Annotated in this window: 20 protein-coding genes; 11 read left to right on the top strand and 9 right to left on the bottom strand. The window is 69.9% G+C overall.

Annotation, left to right across the window (positions count from 1 at the left end):
• Positions 1 to 114: 114 nt before the first annotated feature.
• From BKI49_RS02360 to BKI49_RS02350, 3 genes are all read right to left on the bottom strand, one after another.
• Positions 115 to 1368, bottom strand: coding sequence for an MFS transporter (locus tag BKI49_RS02360; RefSeq protein ID WP_095932490.1), 1254 nt, complete (start codon positions 1366 to 1368; stop codon positions 115 to 117).
• Positions 1369 to 1433: 65 nt separating this feature from the next.
• The gene (locus tag BKI49_RS02355; RefSeq protein WP_095932489.1) at positions 1434 to 2690 is read right to left on the bottom strand and encodes an MFS transporter; all 1257 of its coding nucleotides are present in this window, start codon (positions 2688 to 2690) and stop codon (positions 1434 to 1436) included.
• A gap of 57 nt (positions 2691 to 2747) precedes the next feature.
• Complete coding sequence (locus BKI49_RS02350) at positions 2748 to 3098, bottom strand: cyclophilin-like fold protein (RefSeq protein ID WP_095932607.1); 351 nt, start codon at positions 3096 to 3098, stop codon at positions 2748 to 2750.
• Between the two features lie 390 nt (positions 3099 to 3488).
• Here BKI49_RS02350 and BKI49_RS02345 point away from each other — a divergent pair, with 390 nt between their 5' ends.
• Positions 3489 to 4217 (top strand): SDR family NAD(P)-dependent oxidoreductase, encoded by a 729-nt coding sequence (locus BKI49_RS02345; protein ID WP_095932606.1) that lies wholly within the window; start codon positions 3489 to 3491, stop codon positions 4215 to 4217.
• 80 nt (positions 4218 to 4297) lie between these two features.
• Here the strand turns inward: BKI49_RS02345 and BKI49_RS02340 are convergent, their stop codons facing one another.
• From BKI49_RS02340 to BKI49_RS02325, 4 genes are all read right to left on the bottom strand, one after another.
• A complete protein-coding gene (locus BKI49_RS02340) occupies positions 4298 to 5287 on the bottom strand; it encodes an aldo/keto reductase (RefSeq protein ID WP_095932488.1) in 990 nt (329 codons plus the stop codon).
• 146 nt (positions 5288 to 5433) lie between these two features.
• Positions 5434 to 6474 carry an NAD(P)-dependent alcohol dehydrogenase gene (locus BKI49_RS02335; protein ID WP_306453535.1) on the bottom strand — a complete coding sequence of 347 codons (1041 nt, stop codon included), beginning with the start codon at positions 6472 to 6474 and terminating at the stop codon, positions 5434 to 5436.
• Positions 6475 to 6509: 35 nt separating this feature from the next.
• Positions 6510 to 6920, bottom strand: coding sequence for a (R)-mandelonitrile lyase (locus BKI49_RS02330; protein ID WP_095932486.1), 411 nt, complete (start codon positions 6918 to 6920; stop codon positions 6510 to 6512).
• Between the two features lie 95 nt (positions 6921 to 7015).
• A complete protein-coding gene (locus BKI49_RS02325) occupies positions 7016 to 8032 on the bottom strand; it encodes a zinc-dependent alcohol dehydrogenase family protein (protein WP_095932485.1) in 1017 nt (338 codons plus the stop codon).
• A gap of 246 nt (positions 8033 to 8278) precedes the next feature.
• On the opposite strand from BKI49_RS02325, the gene BKI49_RS02320 reads away from it, so the two are divergent.
• Both BKI49_RS02320 and BKI49_RS02315 read left to right on the top strand, forming a co-directional pair.
• Positions 8279 to 9169, top strand: coding sequence for a helix-turn-helix transcriptional regulator (locus BKI49_RS02320; protein ID WP_095932484.1), 891 nt, complete (start codon positions 8279 to 8281; stop codon positions 9167 to 9169).
• 552 nt (positions 9170 to 9721) lie between these two features.
• The gene (locus BKI49_RS02315) at positions 9722 to 10663 is read left to right on the top strand and encodes a hypothetical protein (protein ID WP_143658352.1); all 942 of its coding nucleotides are present in this window, start codon (positions 9722 to 9724) and stop codon (positions 10661 to 10663) included.
• A 63-nt stretch (positions 10664 to 10726) separates the two neighbouring features.
• Here the strand turns inward: BKI49_RS02315 and BKI49_RS02310 are convergent, their stop codons facing one another.
• Positions 10727 to 11602 (bottom strand): helix-turn-helix transcriptional regulator, encoded by an 876-nt coding sequence (locus BKI49_RS02310; RefSeq protein ID WP_095932482.1) that lies wholly within the window; start codon positions 11600 to 11602, stop codon positions 10727 to 10729.
• A gap of 156 nt (positions 11603 to 11758) precedes the next feature.
• On the opposite strand from BKI49_RS02310, the gene BKI49_RS02305 reads away from it, so the two are divergent.
• The 8 genes from BKI49_RS02305 (at position 11759) to BKI49_RS02270 (ending at position 19051) form a co-directional block, all read left to right on the top strand.
• Complete coding sequence (locus tag BKI49_RS02305; protein WP_095932481.1) at positions 11759 to 12694, top strand: NADP-dependent oxidoreductase; 936 nt, start codon at positions 11759 to 11761, stop codon at positions 12692 to 12694.
• A 102-nt stretch (positions 12695 to 12796) separates the two neighbouring features.
• Complete coding sequence (locus tag BKI49_RS02300) at positions 12797 to 13543, top strand: SDR family NAD(P)-dependent oxidoreductase (RefSeq protein ID WP_095932480.1); 747 nt, start codon at positions 12797 to 12799, stop codon at positions 13541 to 13543.
• Positions 13544 to 13596: 53 nt separating this feature from the next.
• On the top strand, positions 13597 to 14193 hold the full coding sequence (locus tag BKI49_RS02295) for a flavodoxin family protein (protein ID WP_095932479.1): 597 nt from the start codon (positions 13597 to 13599) through the stop codon (positions 14191 to 14193).
• 615 nt (positions 14194 to 14808) lie between these two features.
• A complete protein-coding gene (locus BKI49_RS02290) occupies positions 14809 to 15495 on the top strand; it encodes an NADPH-dependent F420 reductase (RefSeq protein WP_095932478.1) in 687 nt (228 codons plus the stop codon).
• A 128-nt stretch (positions 15496 to 15623) separates the two neighbouring features.
• Entirely contained in the window at positions 15624 to 16466 is an 843-nt protein-coding gene (locus BKI49_RS02285; RefSeq protein WP_095932477.1) for an aldo/keto reductase, read from the top strand.
• 142 nt (positions 16467 to 16608) lie between these two features.
• Positions 16609 to 17865 (top strand): MFS transporter, encoded by a 1257-nt coding sequence (locus tag BKI49_RS02280; RefSeq protein ID WP_095932476.1) that lies wholly within the window; start codon positions 16609 to 16611, stop codon positions 17863 to 17865.
• 20 nt (positions 17866 to 17885) lie between these two features.
• The gene (locus tag BKI49_RS02275; RefSeq protein WP_095932475.1) at positions 17886 to 18779 is read left to right on the top strand and encodes an aldo/keto reductase; all 894 of its coding nucleotides are present in this window, start codon (positions 17886 to 17888) and stop codon (positions 18777 to 18779) included.
• A 35-nt stretch (positions 18780 to 18814) separates the two neighbouring features.
• The gene (locus BKI49_RS02270; protein ID WP_095932474.1) at positions 18815 to 19051 is read left to right on the top strand and encodes an SDR family NAD(P)-dependent oxidoreductase; all 237 of its coding nucleotides are present in this window, start codon (positions 18815 to 18817) and stop codon (positions 19049 to 19051) included.
• A gap of 137 nt (positions 19052 to 19188) precedes the next feature.
• Here the strand turns inward: BKI49_RS02270 and BKI49_RS02260 are convergent, their stop codons facing one another.
• Positions 19189 to 19593, bottom strand: a complete 405-nt coding sequence (locus BKI49_RS02260; protein WP_143658350.1) for a hypothetical protein — start codon at positions 19591 to 19593, stop codon at positions 19189 to 19191.
• Positions 19594 to 19723 lie beyond the last annotated feature (130 nt).

Here is a 19723-nt window from a genome sequence, read left to right as displayed (position 1 = left end):
CCGGCCGTTTCGCCGCCGGGCCGTCCGCGGAGAAGAGTCCGCAGGTGATCTGCCGGGCCCAACCCGACAGAGAGCAGCACGGGCACCTCCCCGGGGGCTGAGGCGGTTTGGCATTCACTGGTGACCTGACGTGGTGAGCTCCTCGGTCTGTCCAGTGGCGGCGGGGATGTGCTGCGCGACGATGTGCGAGCTGCGCGGCCTCGTGTGCACGGCGAGGGCGGCGAGCGGCAGCACCGTGCATGCTGCGATGACGGCGCCGACCACCGGAGGGCCGGCCGGTCCTGCAGAGTCGAGGGCCATGCCGGCGACGGCGGATCCGACGGCTATGCCGACATTGAAGGCGGAGGTGGTCAGGCCGGACGTGAGGGTGGGTGCGTCGCCGGCGAAGCGGACGGCGAGCGCAGTGACAACGGGGTTGACGGTGAATCCGGTCCAGCCCATGAGCAGGACGAGTGCGGTGGCCGTGACCGCGTTGGTGGACAGCGGGATCATCAGCAGCAGTACGAGTGCGGTGAGCGCGGCGGCGGTGATGGTGGTGCCCATCGGGCGGCGTTCGCCGAGTCGGCCGCCAGTGGCGGTGCCGGCCAGCGCACCGACACCGAAGGCGATAAGGACGAAGGGCACGGCGCCCCCTGGGATCCCGGCGCGCTCGGTGAGCAGAGGAGTGATGTAGGTGTAGGTGGCCATGACGCCGCCCATGATCAGCATGGCGGAGCTCAGCGCGAGCCACAGGCGGCCCTGGCGCAGGGCGTTGAACTCGGCGCGCAGGGAGACGGTCGCGCGCTGTTCCTGGGAGGGGATGAAGCGGCCGATGAAGACGGCGGCGAGGGCCGACAGGATCGCGAGGGCCCAGATGGGGCCGCGCCAGCCGATGTACTGGCCGACGAAGGATCCGACGGGGACGCCGATGACGTTGGCGAGGGTCAGTCCACCGATCATGAGTCCGGTGGCGCGGGTGGCCGCGGAGGGTCCGGCGGCGGCGTTGGCGATGACCATGCCGATGGCCCAGAAGGCGCCGGTGGCCAGCGCGGTGACGACGCGGGCGACGAGAACGATCGTGAAGGAGGTGCTGAGGGCGGCGGCGACGTGCCCGAGGCTGAAGACCGCGAGCGCCAGGACCAGGGTCTGGCGCTGAGGCAGACGGAGGGTGGCCATCGCCATCGTCGGAGAACCGATGATCATACCGAGGGCGAACGCGGTGATCAGGAGTCCGGCGTGGGAGACGCTGACGTCGAAGTCGCCGGCGATCTCGGGCAGCAGCCCGGCAACGACAAACTCGGTCGTCCCCATCAGGAACGTGCCGACGGCGAGTACCCAGACGACGAACGGGAGCGTGCCGGTCCGCGAGGCGGACGAGGTGTAAGGCATGGAGCGGGATCTTTTCCTTGCAGCAGGTGTGAGGCGGTGGGGCGCGCTTGGGCAGCCCGGGTGTTTCAGAGCTGGGCGGGGGCGTCCTGCGGGACGATCTCGTCCTCACGGTCCGGGGGGCCCTGCTGGGCGACGTCGCGTGCGTCGGTGCGGGTGCCGCGTAGGGCGAGCGCGATCAGGGGCAGGAGGGTGAGGGCGGCGAAGACGGCGCCGACCAGGGCGGGTCCGGTCAGGCCGACGGAGGTGCTGAGGGCCATGCCGGCGAGGGCCGAGCCGGCTGCGACGCCGGTCTCGTAGGCGGAGGTGGTCAGCGCGGCGGTGAGGGTGGGGGCGTCGCCGGCGAAGCGGACGGCCAGGGAGGTGACGATGGGGTTCAGGGTGAAGCCGGTCATCGCGATGAGGGCCACCAGGACGATGGTGGGCGCCGCGCTGGTGGACAGGGGGATCAGCAGGGCGAGGGCCAGGGCGGTGGTGGCGGCGCCGGTGATCGTGGTGGTCATGGGGCGCCGGTCGCCCATGCGTCCGCCAATGGTCGTGCCGGCCACGGCGCCGAGTCCGTAGGCGACCAGGACCAGCGGGACTGCGTTCGCCGGGATGCCGGCGCGGTCGGTCAGCAGCGGGGTGATGTAGGTGTAGGCGGCCAGGACACCGCCCATGATCATGACGGCTGCGGTGAGCGCGAGCCAGAGTCGGGTGTTGCGCAGGGCGCGTATCTCCGCCCGCATCGAGACCTGGGGGCCGTGTGCGGTGGCGGGCAGGAAGCGGCCGATGACCGCGGCGGCGAGGGCGGCCAGGGCGGCCAGGGCCCAGAAGGGGCCGCGCCAGCCGATGAGCTGGCCTGCGAACGAGCCGATCGGCACACCGATCACGTTGGACAGGGTCAGGCCGCCCATGATCATGCCGACGGCTCGGGTGGAGCGCTCGGGGCCTGCGGCGGCGGTGGCGAGGACGAAGCCGACCGCGTAGAACGCGCCCGTGGCCAGTGCGGTCACGAAGCGGGCGGCGAGGATGACGGTGAAGGAGCTGCTGGCGGCTTCGACGACGTGCCCGGCCGCGAAGGCCCCGAGGGACAGGATCACGGTCATGCGCTGCGGCAGGCGCAGCGTGGCCAGCGCCATGAGGGGCCCGCCGATGATCATGCCGATCGCGAAGACGGTGATCATGAGTCCGGTGCGGGAGGTGCTGACGTCGAGGTCGGCGGCCATGTCCGGCAGCAGACCGGCGATGACGAACTCGGTGGTTCCCATCAGGAACGCAGCGGCGGCGAGCACCCAGACGACGACGGGCATCCTGCCCCGAGCGGTCGTGGAGGCGGAGGGCATGCGGGGAGATCTCTTTCGGACGTGACGTGCAGGGCGCGGGACTTGAGGAGGCGGGGGTCAGGCGGAGGCTTCGATGCGGATGCGCTCCGCTGTGGCGAGCCGGTCGGTGTCGCCGGGGTCGGTGAGGCGGCCGAGGATGACCAGGTCCGGGGAGTGATCGCCGTCGCGGTAGAAGAAGGCCAGGTTGCCCCAGGGCGCGTAGTAAGCGAGGTCGCCTGCCTTCGGGTTCGAGGCCGCGGGGGCGCCCGTGGTGTCGAGTTTGCGGGGCGGGTAGGCGATCCGCTCGGTCCGGTGGAAGTCCTCCATGTCCAGGGTGAGCGGCAGGAGTTCGGCCAGGTCATGGGCGGCTGCGCTGTCGTTGAGGGTGGCGTCGGACTGGTGGCCGTCGAGCGTCAGGCGGAGGTTCATGGGGGTGCTCCCGTCGGAAGGTTCGGACGTTGCCTCACTGGCCGGTGCCGGGTGGCGCGCGGTGGAGGCGGGCGGAAGGGAGGGCTCGGACGGCGTCGCGGGCCGGCTCGTGGTGCACGCGGACGCAGCCAGAGCCAGGATCAGGGCGGGGGCCATGCGGGCGACGGCGCGGAACACTGTCTGTCTCCTCGGAGCGGTGGGGTCGGCGGTCACGGCGGGTACTGCGGATGCCGCTTCATCCAGGAAACCGGCCCGGCGCGGAGAGAACGAGTCACGGATGAGGGGTGTACTGGCAGTGCATCCCTGACGCGCCCGCACGGCCGTAGCGTCGGACTCAATGGGAAGCGCGGATCGCGTGCTCCTGACGTCGACGTGGAGGACGGCGCGGTCATGAGACGGATCCTGGTGACGGGTTCCGCCGACGGGCTCGGACGTGCGGCAGCAGATGCCCTGCTGTCCCGCGGCCACCAGGTGGTGGTGCACGCCCGCAACCGTCAACGGGCAGAAGAACTGGACGGATTGGTGGCTCGCGGGGCTGAGCTGGTGGTGGCCGACTTCACCGACCGCGATGCCGTACGGCGCATGGCCGCCGAACTCAGCGAGGCCGCACCGCTCGATGCGGTCATCCACAACGCCGGCGTGTGGAGCGGGCCGGCTGTCATGCCCGTCAACGTCATCGCCCCGTACCTGCTCACGGCCCTGATGCCCACGCCTGGTCGGCTGGTGTACCTGAGCAGCAGCTCGCACTTCAGCGGACGGCCTGTCCTCGACGGAGTCGACTGGCAGGGGCGCAGCCGGGGCTCGTACGCGGACAGCAAGCTGTTCGTGACCGCCCTCGCGGCCGGGGTGGCGCGGCTGCGGCCCGGCACGCCGAGCAATGCCGTGGACCCGGGCTGGGTGCCGACGAAGATGGGCGGCCCGAGCGCGCCCGACGATCTGGAACTCGGTCATCAGACCCAGGAATGGCTCGCGGCCAGCGATTCCCTGGAGGCCCTGACGACGGGTGGCTACTGGTATCACCGCCAGCGGCAACAGCCCCATGCGGCAGTGCACGACGAGGCGTTCGAGAACCGCCTCCTGCAGGTGCTCGCCGAGGAAACCGGCGCCGAGATCCGCTGAACCGGGCCGGCGCGCACGCCGACACAGGGACAGTCGTTCCCACCGGCCTGCGGACCAGCGGGAGCGACTGTCCGCGCGGTCTACCAGGCGTACGCCTCGGGGGCTTCGCCGCCGGGGCCGGGCCAGATCTGGTCCAGCCGCTTGAGAGTGTCGTCCGACAGGTGCACGTCGAGTGCCTTCAGGCCGGCCGTGAGCTGTTCGGGGGTGCGCGGGCCGGTGATCACGGACGTGAGGACCGGGTTGTGCAGCAGCCAGGCCAGCGCCACGTCGGCGGGCTCTTCGCCGATCTCGGCGCACAGTGCCTCGTACGCCTCCAGCTGGGGCCGGTAGCGCTCGATGGTCTGCTGCATCTGCGCGGAGGCGCGGCGGCCGTTCTCGATCTTCTTCAGGACGCCGCCGAGCAGGCCGCCGCCCAGCGGGCTCCAGGGGATGAGTCCGACGCCGTAGTGGCGCAGGGCCGGGATGACCTCGAGTTCGATGGTGCGGGCGGTGAGGTTGTACAGGGACTGCTCACTGACCAGGCCCATGAAGTGGCGGGCGCGGGCCTCGCTCTGGGCGGTGGCGATCTGCCAGCCGGCGAAGTTGCTGCTGCCCACATAGGTGATTTTGCCCTCGCGGACCAGCTGCTCCATCGCCTGCCAGATCTCCTCCCACGGAGTCGACCGGTCGATGTGGTGCATCTGGTACAGGTCGATGTGGTCGGTCTGCAGGCGCCGCAGGCTCGCCTCGGCGGCGCGGCGGATCTTGTGCGCGGACAGGTACTTGTCGTTCGGGCCGAGCCCCATCGGCTGGTACAGCTTCGTGGCGAGCACGACCTTGTCGCGGCGTCCGGCGCCCTGGGCGAGCCAGCGGCCGATGATCTCCTCGGACAGGCCGTAGCCCTGCGGCATGTCGGGCCACTGCGGGCCGCCGTAGACGTCCGCGGTGTCGAACAGGTTGATGCCCGCGTCCACCGCTGCATCCATGATCGTGAAGCTGGTGGCCTCGTCGGTGGCGTCGCCGAAGTTCATGGTGCCCAGCGCGAGCCGGCTGACCCGCAGACCGCTGCGGCCGAGATGGGTGTACTGCATGGGATGTGTCCTTCGTTGGCGGCGCCGAACCCGTACTGACAGGTGCGGCGCAGCAGGGGGGAGTCAGGAGGATGTCGCCGAACGCGAAACTTGCCGCCTCGGGCGGACACCACCCCGTGCCGGCGAGGCCGGGGTGGTGTGGCGGGTCAGGCGAGGGTGGCGGTGTCGATGACGAAGCGGTAGCGGACGTCGGAGGCCAGCACCCGCTCGTACGCCTCGTTGATCTGGTCGGCGGAGATCACTTCGATGTCGGAGCCGATGTTGTGTTCGGCGCAGAAGTCGAGCATTTCCTGGGTCTGGGCGATGCCGCCGATCATCGAGCCGGTGAGGACGCGCCGGGAGCTGAGGAGGAAACCGTTGGCGGACAGGGGGCTGGGGGCGGCGCCGACGTTGACCATGGCACCGTCGACCGTCAGCAGGCCGAGGTAGGCGTTGATGTCGAGGTCGGCGCTGACGGTGTTGATGATGAGGTCGAAGCGTCCGGCGAGGGCTGTGAAGGTGTCCGGGTCGGAGGTGGCGTGGTAGTGGTCGGCACCGAGGCGCAGGCCGTCCTCCTGCTTCTTCAGCGACTGCGACAGCACGGTGACCTCGGCGCCCATGGCGTGGGCAAGCTTGACGGCCATGTGGCCGAGGCCACCTAGGCCGACGACCGCGACCTTCTTGCCAGGACCGGCACCCCAGCGGCGCAGCGGGGCGTAGGTGGTGATGCCCGCGCAGAGCAGTGGTGCCGCGGCGGCCGGGTCGAGGGATTCGGGCACGGAGAGGACGAAGCCGGCGTCGACGACGACGTGGGTGGAGTAGCCACCCTGGGTGTGGGTGCCGTCGCGGTCGGGGCTGGCATAGGTGAAGACGGTGCCGTCGAGGCAGTGCTGCTCGTCGCCGTTTCGGCAGTTGGCGCACTCGCCGCAGGAGTTGACCATGCAGCCGACGCCGACGCGATCGCCCACGCGATGCGTGGTGACCTCGCTGCCTATCTCGGCGACGGTGCCGATGATCTCGTGGCCGGGGACGACGGGGAAGGGCTGGGGGCCCCAGTCGCCGTTGACGGTGTGGATGTCGGAGTGGCAGACGCCGGCGTACTCGATGGCGATGAGGACGTCGTCCGGGCCGACGTTTCGGCGCTCGATCGTGGTGGGAGCGAGCGGCTGGCCTGCGGCGGGGGCTGCGTAGGCGTTGACGCGCATGATGCGTGTTCCTTGTTCACAGGGAGTGGCGGGGCGGGTCAGTCGGTGGCGGGGGCGGCCGCGTACTCCTCGTCGGTGACGGGGGTCAGCCAGTGCACGACGTCGTGGTCGGCGTCCGCTTCGTTGATGGCCAGGTGGACCATGAGGCGGTTCGGTGCGGCGCCGTGCCAGTGCTCCTCGTCGGCTTCGAACAGGACGCGGTCGCCGGGCCGGATGACCTCGATCGGTCCGCCGCGGCGCTGGCACAGGCCGACGCCCTCAGTGACGAAGACGGTCTGGCTCAGCGGGTGGCGGTGCCAGTGTGTCCGGGCGCCGGGCATGAAGTGCACGAGGTTGGCGCTGACGCGGGAGGGCTCCGGGGCCGCGGCGACGGCGTCGATGTAGACGTCGCCGGTGAACCGGTCCGCGGGGCCCTTGACGGTGTTGATCGAGCTTCGGGTGATCTGCACGGTCGGTTTCTCTTCTTCCGTGGATTCGGGGGTTCTGCGGGCGGGGGCCGGACGGGGCTGGTGGCTTGCCTCTGAAATGTGCGGGTGGGTGTGTGTCAGGGCGTGAGGAGGGTCTTGATGGCGCGGCGTTCGTCCATGGCCTTGTAGCCCTCGGCGACCTGATCGAGGGGGAGGGTGAGGTCGAAGACTTTGCCGGGGTCGATGGCGCCGGTCAGAACGCGGTCGACGAGGTCGGGCAGGTAGCGGCGCACGGGGGCGGGGCCGCCGCGCAGTCCGACGTGGGAGAAGAACAGTTCCTGCCCGTCGACGGCGACCTCGTGCGGCACGCCGACGAAGCCGACATTGCCGCCGGGCCGGGCCGAGTGCAGCGCCTGGCTCATGGCCTGCGCCGTGCCGACACACTCCAGGACGGAGTCGGCGCCGATTCCGCCGGTCAGCTCCCTGACCCGGGCCACACCCTCCTCGCCACGCTCCGTGACGACGTCCGTCGCGCCGAACTCGCGCGCCAGCTTCTGCCGGGATTCATGACGGGACATGGCGATGATTCGCTCGGCGCCCATCGCCTTGGCCGCGATCACCGCACACAGGCCGACCGCGCCGTCGCCGACGACGACCGCGGTCGAGCCTGCCTTTACCTCGGCGGCGTCCGCCGCCCACCAGCCCGTGCCCATGACGTCCGAGACGGCCAGCAGTCCGGGCCAGAACTTCTCGTCCGGCACGCCGTCCGTGGCGACCAGGGTGCCCTGCGCGTTGGGGATGCGGACGTAGTCGGCCTGGCAGGTCGACATGAACTCACGGTTCAGGCAGCTGGACTGGAAACCATTGCGGCAGTTGGCACAGGTGTTGTCCGAGGTGGCGAACGATCCGACGACGAACTGCCCCGGCTTCATCGAGGTCACCTCGGACCCGACCTCCTCGACGAATCCGACGTACTCGTGTCCCATCGGGTGGGCCTGCTCGGTCGGCTCCGCGCCCCGGTAGGGCCACAGATCCGAACCGCACACACAGGTAACAGCGGTCCGGATGACCGCGTCAGTGGGCTTGAGGATCTTCGGATCGTCGAGGGTCTCGAAGCGGATGTCACCGGGGGCGTGGATCACTGCGCCGCGCATCAGAGTGGCTCCTTACATGCCGTACTCACAGACAGGGGGGTGTGGCCCGCGCGGCCGTCCGGTCGCCGCAGGCCAGGGCATACAGCCGCCGGGACAGGCGGTGCGGTCCCCAGGTGGCGTGTCCGCCGCCCCCGGGGATTGCCTGATGTCCAGGAAACCGCCCTTCCCCGTGCGCAGCGAGTTACCAGTGAGGGGTGTACTGGCAGTGCATCCCTTTCACGTCGGTCGGGCCGTACCGTCGAAGGCATGGACAACCGTGAGGAGGTCCGCGAGTTCCTCACCTCGCGGCGAGCGAAGATCAGCCCCGAGCAGGCCGGCCTGCCCTCGGGCTCCCGACGGCGCGTGCCCGGGTTGCGCCGCAGTGAGGTCGCCGCCCTGGCCGACATGAGCGTCGAGTACTACGCCAAGCTGGAGCGCGGCAATCTTGCCGGTGTCTCCCCCGCCGTCCTCGAAGCCGTCGCCCGCGTGCTGCAGCTGGACGACGCCGAGCGCGCCCACCTGCTGAACCTGGCCCACGCCGCCGACGGCACCGACGTCCTCACCCGCCCCCGGCGCCGCCGCGGCCAGAGCCACCCAGAGGTCCACCGAAGCCTTCAGTGGACGCTCGACGCGATCACCGCCGGGCCCGCGGTCGTGTGCAACGGCCGACTGGACATCCTCGCCTCCAACGCACTGGCCCGCGCCTTCTACACCGACCTGTTCGCGAACCCGGCCAACCAGCAGAACCTGGCCCACTTCCAGTTCCTCGACCCGGCCGCGCGCCGCTTCTACCCGGACTGGGACCTGTTCGCCGACATGGCCGTGGCCAACCTCCACGCTCAGGCCGGCCGCAACCCGTACGACAAGGACCTGCACGACCTCGTCGGCGAACTGTCCACCCGCAGCGAGGAATTCCGCACCCGCTGGGGCGCACACAACGTCCGCCGCCATGGCACCGGCACCAAGCGCTTCCAGCACCCTGCCATCGGCGAACTCACCCTCGCCTACGAATCCCTCGACCTCGCCGCCGACCCCGGCCTCCACATGACCATCTACACCGCCGAACCCGGAACCCCCTCAGAAGAAGGCCTCCGCCTGCTCGCCTCCCTCGCCGCCACCGAGGACAGCACCCCCGCCACGCCGCGCCACGCCGGCTGACCCCTACGCAAGAGATTCAAGGCACTGCACCTTCCGAAGGAAGGGGCCTCATCCTTGAGACAGATCCCACGGTGGCCACATGTGAGATACCCGAAAGTGGCAGGTCAGAGAGCCCGAAGGTGCAACGGTTACTGAGATCCCACACCAGGTGTGGGATCTCAGATCCCGTGGCCGATTCTCGGGGCAAATGGCCAATCGGTGGCCAAACGGCCACGGATGTGAGACCGCCTGGTCAGCCCGTTCACTCTTTGGAGTGGTTCAGACGCAGCTGAGGTGGCCCGGTGGCTTACCGAACGGGTGACGGTCAGCGGACGGGCCCTGTATCCCGGTGCTGTCGCCCTGTTGGGCGGCGGATTGTCCCCGGGACTCCACGCGGCGCTGCGCTGCAGCAGAGAGACGAAGGTGATGCCAGTAGCGCGCCTGCGGCACCGCACCGCCGCCGCCTCCACCCGCTCCCCGAGCAACCAGGACGCCCGGGCCCGGATGTTGCCGACCGCCCTGTGGCCGGCGTGGGCTCTGCGTCTAACGCCGTGGCACGCCAGCGGCAAGCCCGTGGCACGACGCGCCGATGAACTGCTCGCCGTCGCCTGCCTATTGGCTGGCAACACCACCTCGATCCGGGCCGCGGCTCTCCTGACGGGCACCACGGTCAGCAGCCACAACGTATCGTCGCTGCTCGCCGAACTCACCCGCCGCCCCGACTGTACCGACGTCCTGCACGCCCTGATCTTGCTCGCCGATCACCTCGACCAGCACGGCAGCCCCATCGACTACGCACGGCGCCGCGCCCTGTTCACCACCCGCTCCAGCTTCATCGCGCCGCTGGACTGGCGGGACCTGCAGCGTCGGCTGCGCTCCAACCACCTGCCCGACGCCGCACATGCCCAGCGCTGGATCTTCCACACGCTCACCGGCTCACCCCCGCGACTGGCGCACCCGGCCATCGCCTCCGCGACGCCCTCGCAACGCGGGCAGTACCTCCGCTTTCGCTGGCGAATCCTGCCCGCCGAAGTCGATCTACTGCTCCATACCGCGCGGACGATCCTCGACGAGCACGGCATCGACGAGCCCGTCCAGTGGATCCCACACCTCGACGACGCCACCGTGCGCGCCCTCCGGCTGCCCGGACCCGACCCGAACAGCATCTCGGCGGCCGAGCTTCACCGAGCCGTCCCCGGCGGCGACTTCTCCATCGCCCGCCTCGCGCACGTCCTGAACACCACCACGGCCCACGCGATTTACCTGCTCTCACAGCACCTGGTCGACTGGAGCCCGCCGCGGTTTCGCCACATTCACTACATCGCCACCCGCATTGCTCAGTGGCGCACCTGGTACGAAGACGATCACTACTCCCTCCAGGACATCGCGGATCTCGAAGACACGAGCCTGGCCACGGTGCGCCTCGCGTTGCTTAAGTACGGCTTCCCGCTGCGAACCGCCGTGCCTCGACCAGGCCGCCCGAGCAGGAGGGGGCGACGCCGGGCAGACTGCTAGGGCACATCCCGCGACAGAACAGCGCAAGGCTGATAGACCCGGCCCTACTTGTGCGCCGCGCGTTCACGTGGACGTGATGTCGGTGTCCTGCTCCTGACCGGCGGTGGCGGACCAGCTTGCGAGAAGTTTGAGGGCGTCTTCGGCGGCGGTGTTCGGGGGCGCGCTGTAGACAACGACGCTGAGCCCGTCTTCGAGCTGCATGCTTTCGTGGTCGAGTTCCAGGTCGCCGACGACGGGGTGGCGCAGGCGTTTGGTGCCCTCGCGGAAAACGTGGACGTCGTGGGAGCCCCACATGGTGCGGAAGATGTCGCTGCGGGTGCACAGCTCGCCGATGAGGTTCGACAGTTCCTTGTCGTAAGGGTTCTTGCCGGCGGCCACGCGCAGGACGCCGACGGACTCGTGGGTGACCCGCTCCCAGTCGGTGTAGAACGTGCGGGCGGCGGGGCTGAGGAACGCGAACCGGGCGCTGTTGGCGCCGGTGGTGGGGTCGGCGTACATCGGCGCGAACAGGGCCCGGCCCAGCGCGTTGGTGGCAAGGGTGTCGAGGCGTTCGTTCTTCACGAACGCCGGCAGATGCGGCATGCCCTCGATGATCCGCGTGACGCTCGGCCGCACCACCGGGCGGGACTCGCGGCGCTTGGCCTGCGCCCTGGGGGCGGGCCCGGCGGCGCGGGCGAGGTCGTACAGGTGCATGCGCTCGGTGTCGTCCAGGCGCAGCGCCTTGGCCAGGGCGTCCAGGACGCTGTCGGAGACGCCCTTGAGGTTGCCGCGCTCAAGGCGGGTGTAGTACTCGACGCTGACTCCGGCGAGCATCGCGACCTCGCCGCGGCGCAGTCCGGGCACCCGCCGCTGGCCGTACCCCGGCAGTCCCGCCTGCTCGGGGGTGATCTTGCCGCGGCGGGAGCGGAGGAACGCGCTCACTTCATCCCGGTTGTCCATATCGCCAGGGTAGGCAGCGCCTGCGGCGGGTGGGGGTCCCTGTCATTACCCCTCACAGCGCGGACTCCCACCCTGCGGTCGGAATCGGTTGACTCGATGATGCCGACGGATGCGTATCGAGCCGTACGCCGTAGATCATCGTGAATGGAGCCTTCCATGAAAGCCGTAGGACTGACTGAGTTCGGCAGCCCGGAGGTACTGCGGATGCTGGACCTGCCGGTGCCCGAGGTCGGACCGGGACAGATCCGCATCCGGGTGCGCGCGGCGGCCGTCAACCCGGTTGACGCCCTGGTGCGCCGGGGTATCGCGCATGTGGCCGGCATCGAGCCGCCCTACGTGCCCGGTATGGACGCGGCCGGCGTGGTCGGGGAGATCGGTCAGGGAACCGACACCGACCTGCAGGTCGGCGACCGCGTGATGGCGATCGTGGTCGTCTCCGGCACCCACGGCGCCTACGCGGAGCACATCGTCGTCCCCGCCGAGTCCGTCGTGCGTATCCCGGAGGGCCTGAGCGACGCCGAGGCCGCGACGCTGCCGATGAACAGCCTGACCGCGCGCATGGCACTGGACCTGCTCGATCTGCCCGCGGGCGCGACCGTGGCCGTCACCGGTGCCGCCGGCGCGGTCGGCGGCTCGGCGGTCCAGCTGGCCAAGGCCGACGGGTACCGGGTGATCGCGGATGCGGCATCGAAGGACGAGCAGCTGGTCCAGGACCTCGGTGCCGACGTCGTCCTGCCGCGCGGGGCCGAGTTCCCGGACCTGGTGCGCCAGGAGGAGCCGGACGGCGTCGACGGCCTGATCGACACGGCGGGCATCGCCGAGCAGGCGCTGCGTGCGGTGCGCGACGGCGGCCGGGCCGCGTCCTCGTCCATCGCCAGTGCGAACACCGGTGAACGCGGCATCGCCACGCAGAACACCTTCGTCCCGCACTACGCCCGCGAGCACGCCAAGCTCGTCCGCATCCAGCAGCTCGCGGACGAGGGACGGCTCGTCCCGCGCGTGGCGAAGACCCTGCCCGCCGAGGAAGCCGTCGAGGCGCACCGGCTGCTGGAGGCCGGCGGCCTGCGCGGGCGCGTCGTCCTCACCTTCTGAACCCCACGGCGGCGCCGTCGCCCGCACGCGCTGCGACCAGCACGTTTCCGCCCGCACCCGCCCTGTCCCTGCTCGCCTTTAGCCATACGAAAGAACACAGACATGCGTACCGCGCTCATCACCGGATCCGGCCGACGCGAAGGGCTGGGCTTCGAGACCGCCCGGCAGCTGGCCGCCGAGGGCTTCCACGTCATCCTCACCGCCCGAACGCTCGACCAGGTAGAGCCTCTCGCCGTAGAGCTCGCCCAGGAGGGCTTCGACGCTTCCGCTCTCGAGCTGGACCTCCTCGACCGTGCCAGCGTGGCAGCGGCCGCCCGGCAGGTCGAGGAGCGGCTTGGCCGCCTCGACGTCCTGATCAACAACGCGGCCGTGATGGTGGCCTCCCCGACCGTCGCGGACAAGGACCTGGACGAGCTGATGCTCGAGTTCCAGACCAACGTCGTGGGCACCTGGAGCGTCACCCAGCAGATGCTGCCACTCCTCGTCGCCGCCGGTCACGGCCGGATCGTGAACGTGTCCAGCGGTGCCGGGTCGTTCTGGGACCCCGACTACGGGCTGGTCAACTACCCCGGCTTCGAGATGGACCGATTCGGCGAGATGCCGATCACGGCCTACGCCCTGACCAAGACCGCACTCAACGGGCTCACGATCAAAACGGCGAAGGAGCTCAAGGACGCGAACGTCCTCGTGAACGCCGTGTGCCCCGGAGTCACCGCTACCCGCCCGGGCTCCGAGGGATGGGCTCGCCCTGTCGCCGACGGCGCCAAGGGCGTCGTCTGGGCCGCCACCCTGCCCGACGACGGCCCCACCGGTCTCTTCTTCCGGGACGGCAAGCAGCTGCCCTGGTGACAGCAAGCCGCCCCGCACGCATCCCCCTGAACCCCTACCTGGAGTAAAACCCCATGTCATCCCCCCTCCGCCCCACTGTCGCCATAGCGTTCCATTCGTCCAACGGCCACACCGCTGCCCTGGCCGAGGCGGTAGCACGCGGTGCTGCCGAAGCCGGTGCCGAAGTGGTGTCCGTCACCGTGGACACGATCACGGACGCGCAGTGGGCGCAGCTGGACGCCGCCGACGCGATCATCTTCGGTTCCCCTACCTACATGGGCACCGCCTCCGCCGCGTTCCACGCCTTCGCCGAAGCGGGCAGCAAGCGCTATATCAGCCGGACGTGGTCCGACAAGTACGCTGCTGGTTTCACCATCTCCGGCGGTTTGAGCGGCGATAAGTCCTCCACCCTGGGCTACTTCGTCACTCTGGCTGCCCAGCACGGCATGCACTGGATCAGCCTTGGCCAGCTGCCGGGCTTCGGGGACGCCAACTCGGAGAGCCAGCCGAACCGCCTGGGCTACTACGTGGGCGCCGGCTCCCAGAGCCGGTACGACGCCGGCGCGGACGCGATCCCGAAGTCGGACATCGTCACCGCCGAACGCCTTGGCGCCCGCGTGACCGAGCAGGCCGCGATCTACATCGCCGGGCGTGCCGCCCTCGCATCCTGACGGCCCAACGCTGACACCGGCGCGCAACGCGACCTTGCCGCAGAGCAGGCTGGACACCTACCGCTGCGGGTCAGACTCCGCCGACCACGGCCCAGGGTGACCGCACGTACCCATGCCGCACAGGCTCTCAGCCCCGGCGCCGTACAGGGTTGCCTTGCTTCGCGGGCTGATCGGGCCTCATCGCGATCTCCTGCGGCCCGTCAGCCATAGCCATCTCCAAGCCCTCAAGAGCTTCTCGGACTCGCGCCGCACCTGGTTGATAGATCGGGTGCGGCGCTCGGCGTTCAACAGCCCCTCGGACAGGGCCGAAGCGACCGACAAAACATGCTGTGCCCCCAGGGGGAGCACCGTCCGGGCACCGCCTCGCGGTCGCGAGGGACACACCTCACCGCCGGATCCTGCCCGTGTGCCGGCCCCCTTGGCGCCTGTATCCCGGGGGGACTAGCGCCGGAATGGACACCGTGGGGGTCTCTGCCAGTACCCCTCACAGCGCAGGCTCCCTCGTCACGGCCGTCTCCCGTTGCATAGAACGTGCCCCGCCTTTTCGGGGTCCGGCCGCGGGCCTTCCGCCCCGGCAGGCCGGTCATCTGTGTGAAACCGTTCGAGGAGAACCTCATGAAGATCGCTGTTCTGGGCACCGGCATGGTCGGCCGTGCTCTCGCGGGCAAGCTCACCACGCTCGGCCACGACGTGGTGATCGGCACCCGCGATGTGGAGCAGACCCTGGCGCGCACCGAGCCCGACGCGATGGGCAACGTGCCTTTCGGCCAGTGGCAGGGCGAGCACCCGGCAGTGCGGCTGCTGCCGTTCGCGGACGCGGCCGTACACGGTGACCTGGTCGTCAACGCCAGCCCGGGCGCCATCTCGCTGACCGTGCTGGAGGCGGCCGGCGCCGCGAACCTGTCCGGCAAGGTGCTCTGGGACATCGCGCTGCCGCTGGACCTGTCGCAGGGCCTGCCGCCGACGCTGACGGTCGCCAACACCGACAGCCTGGGCGAGCAGATCCAGCGCGCCTACCCCGACGCCCGCGTCGTGAAGGCCCTGACCACGGTGTTCGCCGAGGTCATGGTCCACCCGGAGCGCGTGCCGGGCGAGCACAACATCTTCGTCGCGGGCGAGGACGCCGACGCCAAGGCGACCGTCACGGAACTGATCGGGCAGTTCGGCTGGCCGGCCAAGGCCGTCGTCGACCTCGGCGGCATCCGCGGCGCACGCGGTGTGGAGATGTACGGGCCGTTCTACTTCGCCATGTCGGCCGCGCTGGGCACGTTCGACTTCAACATCGCCATCGTCCGCGCCTGACACCAGGCAGCAGACAGCTGCGCCCCCACCTCCTTCACGACGTGACCCCGGCCGGACACCGGCCCCTGGCCTGCCCCGGCCGGCGTAACCCCGCCCTCTTACGGGCGGCCACGAAAGCTGAGGAACTGATGGAGTCCATCACTTTGAACAACGGTGTGAAGATGCCCAAGCTCGGGCTCGGCGTCTTCCAGATGAGCGACGCGGAGGTCACCGAGGCCGTCACCGCCGCCCTCGAAGCCGGCTACCGGCTCATCGACACCGCGTCCCGCTACTACAACGAGAAGGCCCTCGGCGCCGTGCTGAAGAGTGCCGGTGTCCCGCGCGAGGACTTGTTCATCACGACGAAGCTGTGGTTCAAGGACCACGGTTACGAGAAGACGAAGCAGGCGTTCAAGGTCTCGCTCGACAACCTGGGCCTGGACTACCTCGACCTCTACCTCATCCACCAGCCGTTCGGTGACTACTACGGCGCATGGCGGGCGATGGAGGAGCTGTACGACGAGGGCCTGATCCGGGCGATCGGTGTGTCGAACTTCTACCCCGACCGCTACGCCGACCTGATCACCCACAACCGCGTCGTGCCCGCGGTCAACCAGCGCGAGACCCACCCGTTCAACCAGCAGACCGACATGCAGGCCCTGCTGGACCAGCACGGAACGATCCTGCAGGCGTGGTCACCGCTCGCGCAGGGCAACCCCGACGTGCTCACCCACCCGGTGCTGGAGCGCATCGCCGCCCGCCACGGCAAGACGGTCCCGCAGGTCATCCTGCGCTGGCTGACCCAGCGCGACATCGCCCTCGTGGTCAAGAGCACCCGCGCCGAGCGGCTGCGCGCAAACCTCGACGTGTTCGACTTCCAGCTGAGCGGCGAGGAGATGGCCGCGATCGCCGAACTCGACCGCGGGCAGCCCGGGGTGGGATTCACCCACCAGGACCCGCGCATGCTCGAACTCCTCCGCACCTTCAAGTAGGCGCCGCACCGGCGGCCCGCCTCACCTGCTGGTGCAGCTGCAAGTCCCCTCCTGCAGCCGCCCCTCCCACGGGACGCCGTCGACCGCCTTCCCCCTCCCTCGCGCCCAGCAGCGCCCCAGTTCCCTGGAAAGGACCACTCGCATGAAAGGGCCGACCACCGGCTCCGTGCCCGACCGCCGGATGACCCCGGCCCGCACGCTCGTCTTCGCGATCGCCGCCGGCATGGCCGTCGGCAACCTCTACTGGGCCCAGCCCCTGATCGAGGTCATCGCCTCGTCGCTCGGCGTCTCCTCATCGAGCGCCGCCACCCTCGTGACCGTCACCCAGGTCGGATACGCGCTCGGCATCTTCCTCATCGTGCCGCTCGGCGACGTCCTCAACCGGCGCCGCCTCATCCCCCTCATCCTCGCCCTGTCCGCGGCCACCCTCCTCGGCGCCGCACTGGCACCCTCGTTCGCGGTGCTCCTCACCGCACTCGGCGGCGTCGGACTGACCACCGTCGGCGCGCAGTTGCTGACCCCGCTGGCCAGCGAACTCGCCGAGCCCGAACGCCGCGGACGAGTCGTCGGCGCCGTCGCCTCCGGTTCCCTGATCGGCATCCTGCTCTCGCGCACCATCAGCGGATTCATCGCCGACCTGCTCGGCTGGCGGGCCATCTACGTGATCGCCGCCGCCATCACGCTTCTCCTCGCCGGTGTCCTGCGCACGGTGATCCCGCCGCTCGCACCCCGCGAGCCGGTCCCCTACCCGCGCCTGCTCGCCTCGGTGTTCACCACCGTCGCCCACCACCGCGCGGCCGCACCGACCCTGGCAATCTGCGCAGCGAGCTTCGCCGTGTTCTCCATGTTCTGGACGTCAATGACCTACCTGCTGACCGCGCCGCCGTTCTCGTTCTCCGTCAGCCAGATCGGACTGCTCGGACTGGCCGGCCTCGCCGGCGCCCTCGCCGCCCGCCGCGCCGGCGCCCTGCACGACCGCGGCTGGTCGGTCCCCGCCACCGGACTCGCCCTAGCCCTGCTGGGCCTGTCCCTGGCCGCTGCCTTGGCCGGCCGCAACTCAGTCGTCGCGCTCGTCGTGGTCGTCATCGCCCTCGACATCGCCGCCCAGTCCATCCTCGTCCTCGGGCAGACCCGGCTGTTCGCCCTGCCCGGCTCCGCCCGCAGCCGCCTCAACACGGCCTTCGTCGTCAGCAACTTCCTCGGCGGAGCACTCGGTTCGGCGATCGCCGGCCCCCTGTGGTCGGCCGGCGGCTGGACCGCGATCATGACCGCCTCCCTGGCCATCACCCTCGCCGGACTCACCGTGTGGACGCTGACCCGCCGCCGCCTCGCCCACACCACTCCCACACCCGCTCGCCCCGCCGACGCGCCGGTCGAGGCACCGGCCGCTGCCCGCTGACCCACAAGGAGCCTCCCGCCATGAACACCACCCCCACCCTCACTCTGAACAACGGCCTCGTGATGCCGGCCCTCGGCTTCGGTGTCTTCCAGTCGCCCCCCGAACAGACCGCCGCCGCCGTCGAGACCGCACTGCACACCGGCTACCGGCACATCGACACCGCAGCCGTGTACGGCAACGAGCGCGAGGTCGGCCAGGGCATCCGCCGCTTTGGCCTGGACCGCTCGGACGTCTTCATCGAGACCAAGGTCTGGGTCAGCGACTACGGCTACGACCAGACCCAGCACGCCTTCGACAAGGCAGCCGGCAAGCTCGGCGTCGAGCAGATCGACCTGCTGATCCTTCACCAGCCCGCACCGGCACGCTTCGAGCAGACCATCGCGGCCTACCGCGGACTGGAGAAGCTGCTCGCCGACGGCAAGGTCCGGGCCATCGGCGTCAGCAACTTCATGCCCCAGCACCTGGACGCCCTGATCGCGAGCACCGACGTCGTCCCCGCCATCAACCAGGTCGAGCTGCATCCCTACTTCACCCAGCCCGGCGTGCAGGACAGCGACCGCGTGCACGGCGTCCTCACCCAGGCGTGGTCGCCGATCGGCGGGATCACCTTCTACCCCGGCTGGGGCGAGAACCGCACCAGCACCCTGACCGAACCGACCCTCGCCAAGATCGCCGGCGCGCACGGCAAGACGCCGGCCCAGGTCATGCTCCGCTGGCACCTCCAGCAGGACCGATCCGCGATCCCGAAGTCGACCGACCCGGCCCGCATCGCCGAGAACTTCGACGTCTTCGACTTCACCCTCACCGCGGACGAACTCGGCGCCATCGACGCGCTCGACACCGGCGTCCGGCACGGCCCCGACCCCGACGAACGCGACCCCCACAGCCTGGGCCTCGTCATCGACGAAGCCTGACCAACCCTGCAACGCTTCACATCCAAGGAACAGCCATGAACCAGAAGATCATTCTCCTCACCGGCGGCGGATCCGGCATCGGGCAGGTCACCGCGCAGACGCTCGCCCGTGACGGCCACCACGTCATCATCGTGGGCCGCAACGAGGACGCCCTCGCCGCCACCGCGCAGGGCATCGACTCCCTCGAATACGTCGTCGCCGACATCACCAACAGCGCCGACATCGCGGCGCGGCGGCCGGCCACCGAAGTTCGACCCGGTCGACTACCGTGAGCGCCACGCTGTCGAATGCGGCATCAACCGCCTCAAGAGGCACCAGGCCGTGGCCACGAGGTACGACAAGCTTGGTGTGCGCTACGCGGCGACCGTGCTGGTGGCTGCGATCAACGAGTGGCTGTGACCTGACGGCGTCAGGTCAGGCTGCGGCGTGCCAGGGCGAGAAACTCCGCCTTGAACGGCTCCAGGCGCTCGGCCAGGTTCCCCTCGTCACGCTCCTGCCAGACCGCTTGATTCAGGGCGCGGGCGTAGGCGGTCGTCGGTGAGTGAAGGCCAGGGGCACACAGCAACTCGATGCTCTTCTCGGCTATTCGAAGACCGTCCATCGCCGGCCTGGCCGTCACATACCAGTCATCACCGACCTCCCATCGGGGCGGCCTCGCATGCGCCACGCCCTCAGCCTCCAGCGCGCACCGGATGAACTCCAGCACGGTCCTGATCTGCTCAGCACGTCGCTCCTCCGCCCGCGCCGCAGCCCGCCTTTGTCCGTCAGCCCGGTCAGCTGCCCGCTGCGTCGTGCGCTGGGTCAGATACGTCAACGCACCACCTACAGCCACACCGACCATCGAAATCACTGGGCTCCACAAGTCTCCTGCCACAGCCGACTACTACCAGTACCTGCCCATCGACCGCTGACGATCTTGCGAGACAAGCTTGTATGCCCAGATA

The sequence above is a fragment of the Streptomyces sp. Tue6028 genome, assembly GCF_002300165.1.
Taxonomy (GTDB): Bacteria; Actinomycetota; Actinomycetes; order Streptomycetales; family Streptomycetaceae; genus Streptomyces; species Streptomyces siamensis.
Note: the sequence above shows the minus strand (reverse complement) of the source record. Positions and strands in the feature narration are given on the sequence as shown.

What these genes read in the sequence shown, in the direction of transcription:
- BKI49_RS02360 (WP_095932490.1), bottom strand. Translation starts at nt 1,368, where the DNA reads ATGCCTTACACCTCGTCCGCCTCGCGGACCGGCACGCTCCCGTTCGTC.
- BKI49_RS02355 (WP_095932489.1), bottom strand. Translation starts at nt 2,690, where the DNA reads ATGCCCTCCGCCTCCACGACCGCTCGGGGCAGGATGCCCGTCGTCGTC.
- BKI49_RS02350 (WP_095932607.1), bottom strand. Translation starts at nt 3,098, where the DNA reads ATGAACCTCCGCCTGACGCTCGACGGCCACCAGTCCGACGCCACCCTC.
- BKI49_RS02345 (WP_095932606.1), top strand. Translation starts at nt 3,489, where the DNA reads ATGAGACGGATCCTGGTGACGGGTTCCGCCGACGGGCTCGGACGTGCG.
- BKI49_RS02340 (WP_095932488.1), bottom strand. Translation starts at nt 5,287, where the DNA reads ATGCAGTACACCCATCTCGGCCGCAGCGGTCTGCGGGTCAGCCGGCTC.
- BKI49_RS02325 (WP_095932485.1), bottom strand. Translation starts at nt 8,032, where the DNA reads ATGCGCGGCGCAGTGATCCACGCCCCCGGTGACATCCGCTTCGAGACC.
- BKI49_RS02320 (WP_095932484.1), top strand. Translation starts at nt 8,279, where the DNA reads ATGGACAACCGTGAGGAGGTCCGCGAGTTCCTCACCTCGCGGCGAGCG.
- BKI49_RS02310 (WP_095932482.1), bottom strand. Translation starts at nt 11,602, where the DNA reads ATGGACAACCGGGATGAAGTGAGCGCGTTCCTCCGCTCCCGCCGCGGC.
- BKI49_RS02305 (WP_095932481.1), top strand. Translation starts at nt 11,759, where the DNA reads ATGAAAGCCGTAGGACTGACTGAGTTCGGCAGCCCGGAGGTACTGCGG.
- BKI49_RS02300 (WP_095932480.1), top strand. Translation starts at nt 12,797, where the DNA reads ATGCGTACCGCGCTCATCACCGGATCCGGCCGACGCGAAGGGCTGGGC.
- BKI49_RS02295 (WP_095932479.1), top strand. Translation starts at nt 13,597, where the DNA reads ATGTCATCCCCCCTCCGCCCCACTGTCGCCATAGCGTTCCATTCGTCC.
- BKI49_RS02290 (WP_095932478.1), top strand. Translation starts at nt 14,809, where the DNA reads ATGAAGATCGCTGTTCTGGGCACCGGCATGGTCGGCCGTGCTCTCGCG.
- BKI49_RS02285 (WP_095932477.1), top strand. Translation starts at nt 15,624, where the DNA reads ATGGAGTCCATCACTTTGAACAACGGTGTGAAGATGCCCAAGCTCGGG.
- BKI49_RS02280 (WP_095932476.1), top strand. Translation starts at nt 16,609, where the DNA reads ATGAAAGGGCCGACCACCGGCTCCGTGCCCGACCGCCGGATGACCCCG.
- BKI49_RS02275 (WP_095932475.1), top strand. Translation starts at nt 17,886, where the DNA reads ATGAACACCACCCCCACCCTCACTCTGAACAACGGCCTCGTGATGCCG.
- BKI49_RS02270 (WP_095932474.1), top strand. Translation starts at nt 18,815, where the DNA reads ATGAACCAGAAGATCATTCTCCTCACCGGCGGCGGATCCGGCATCGGG.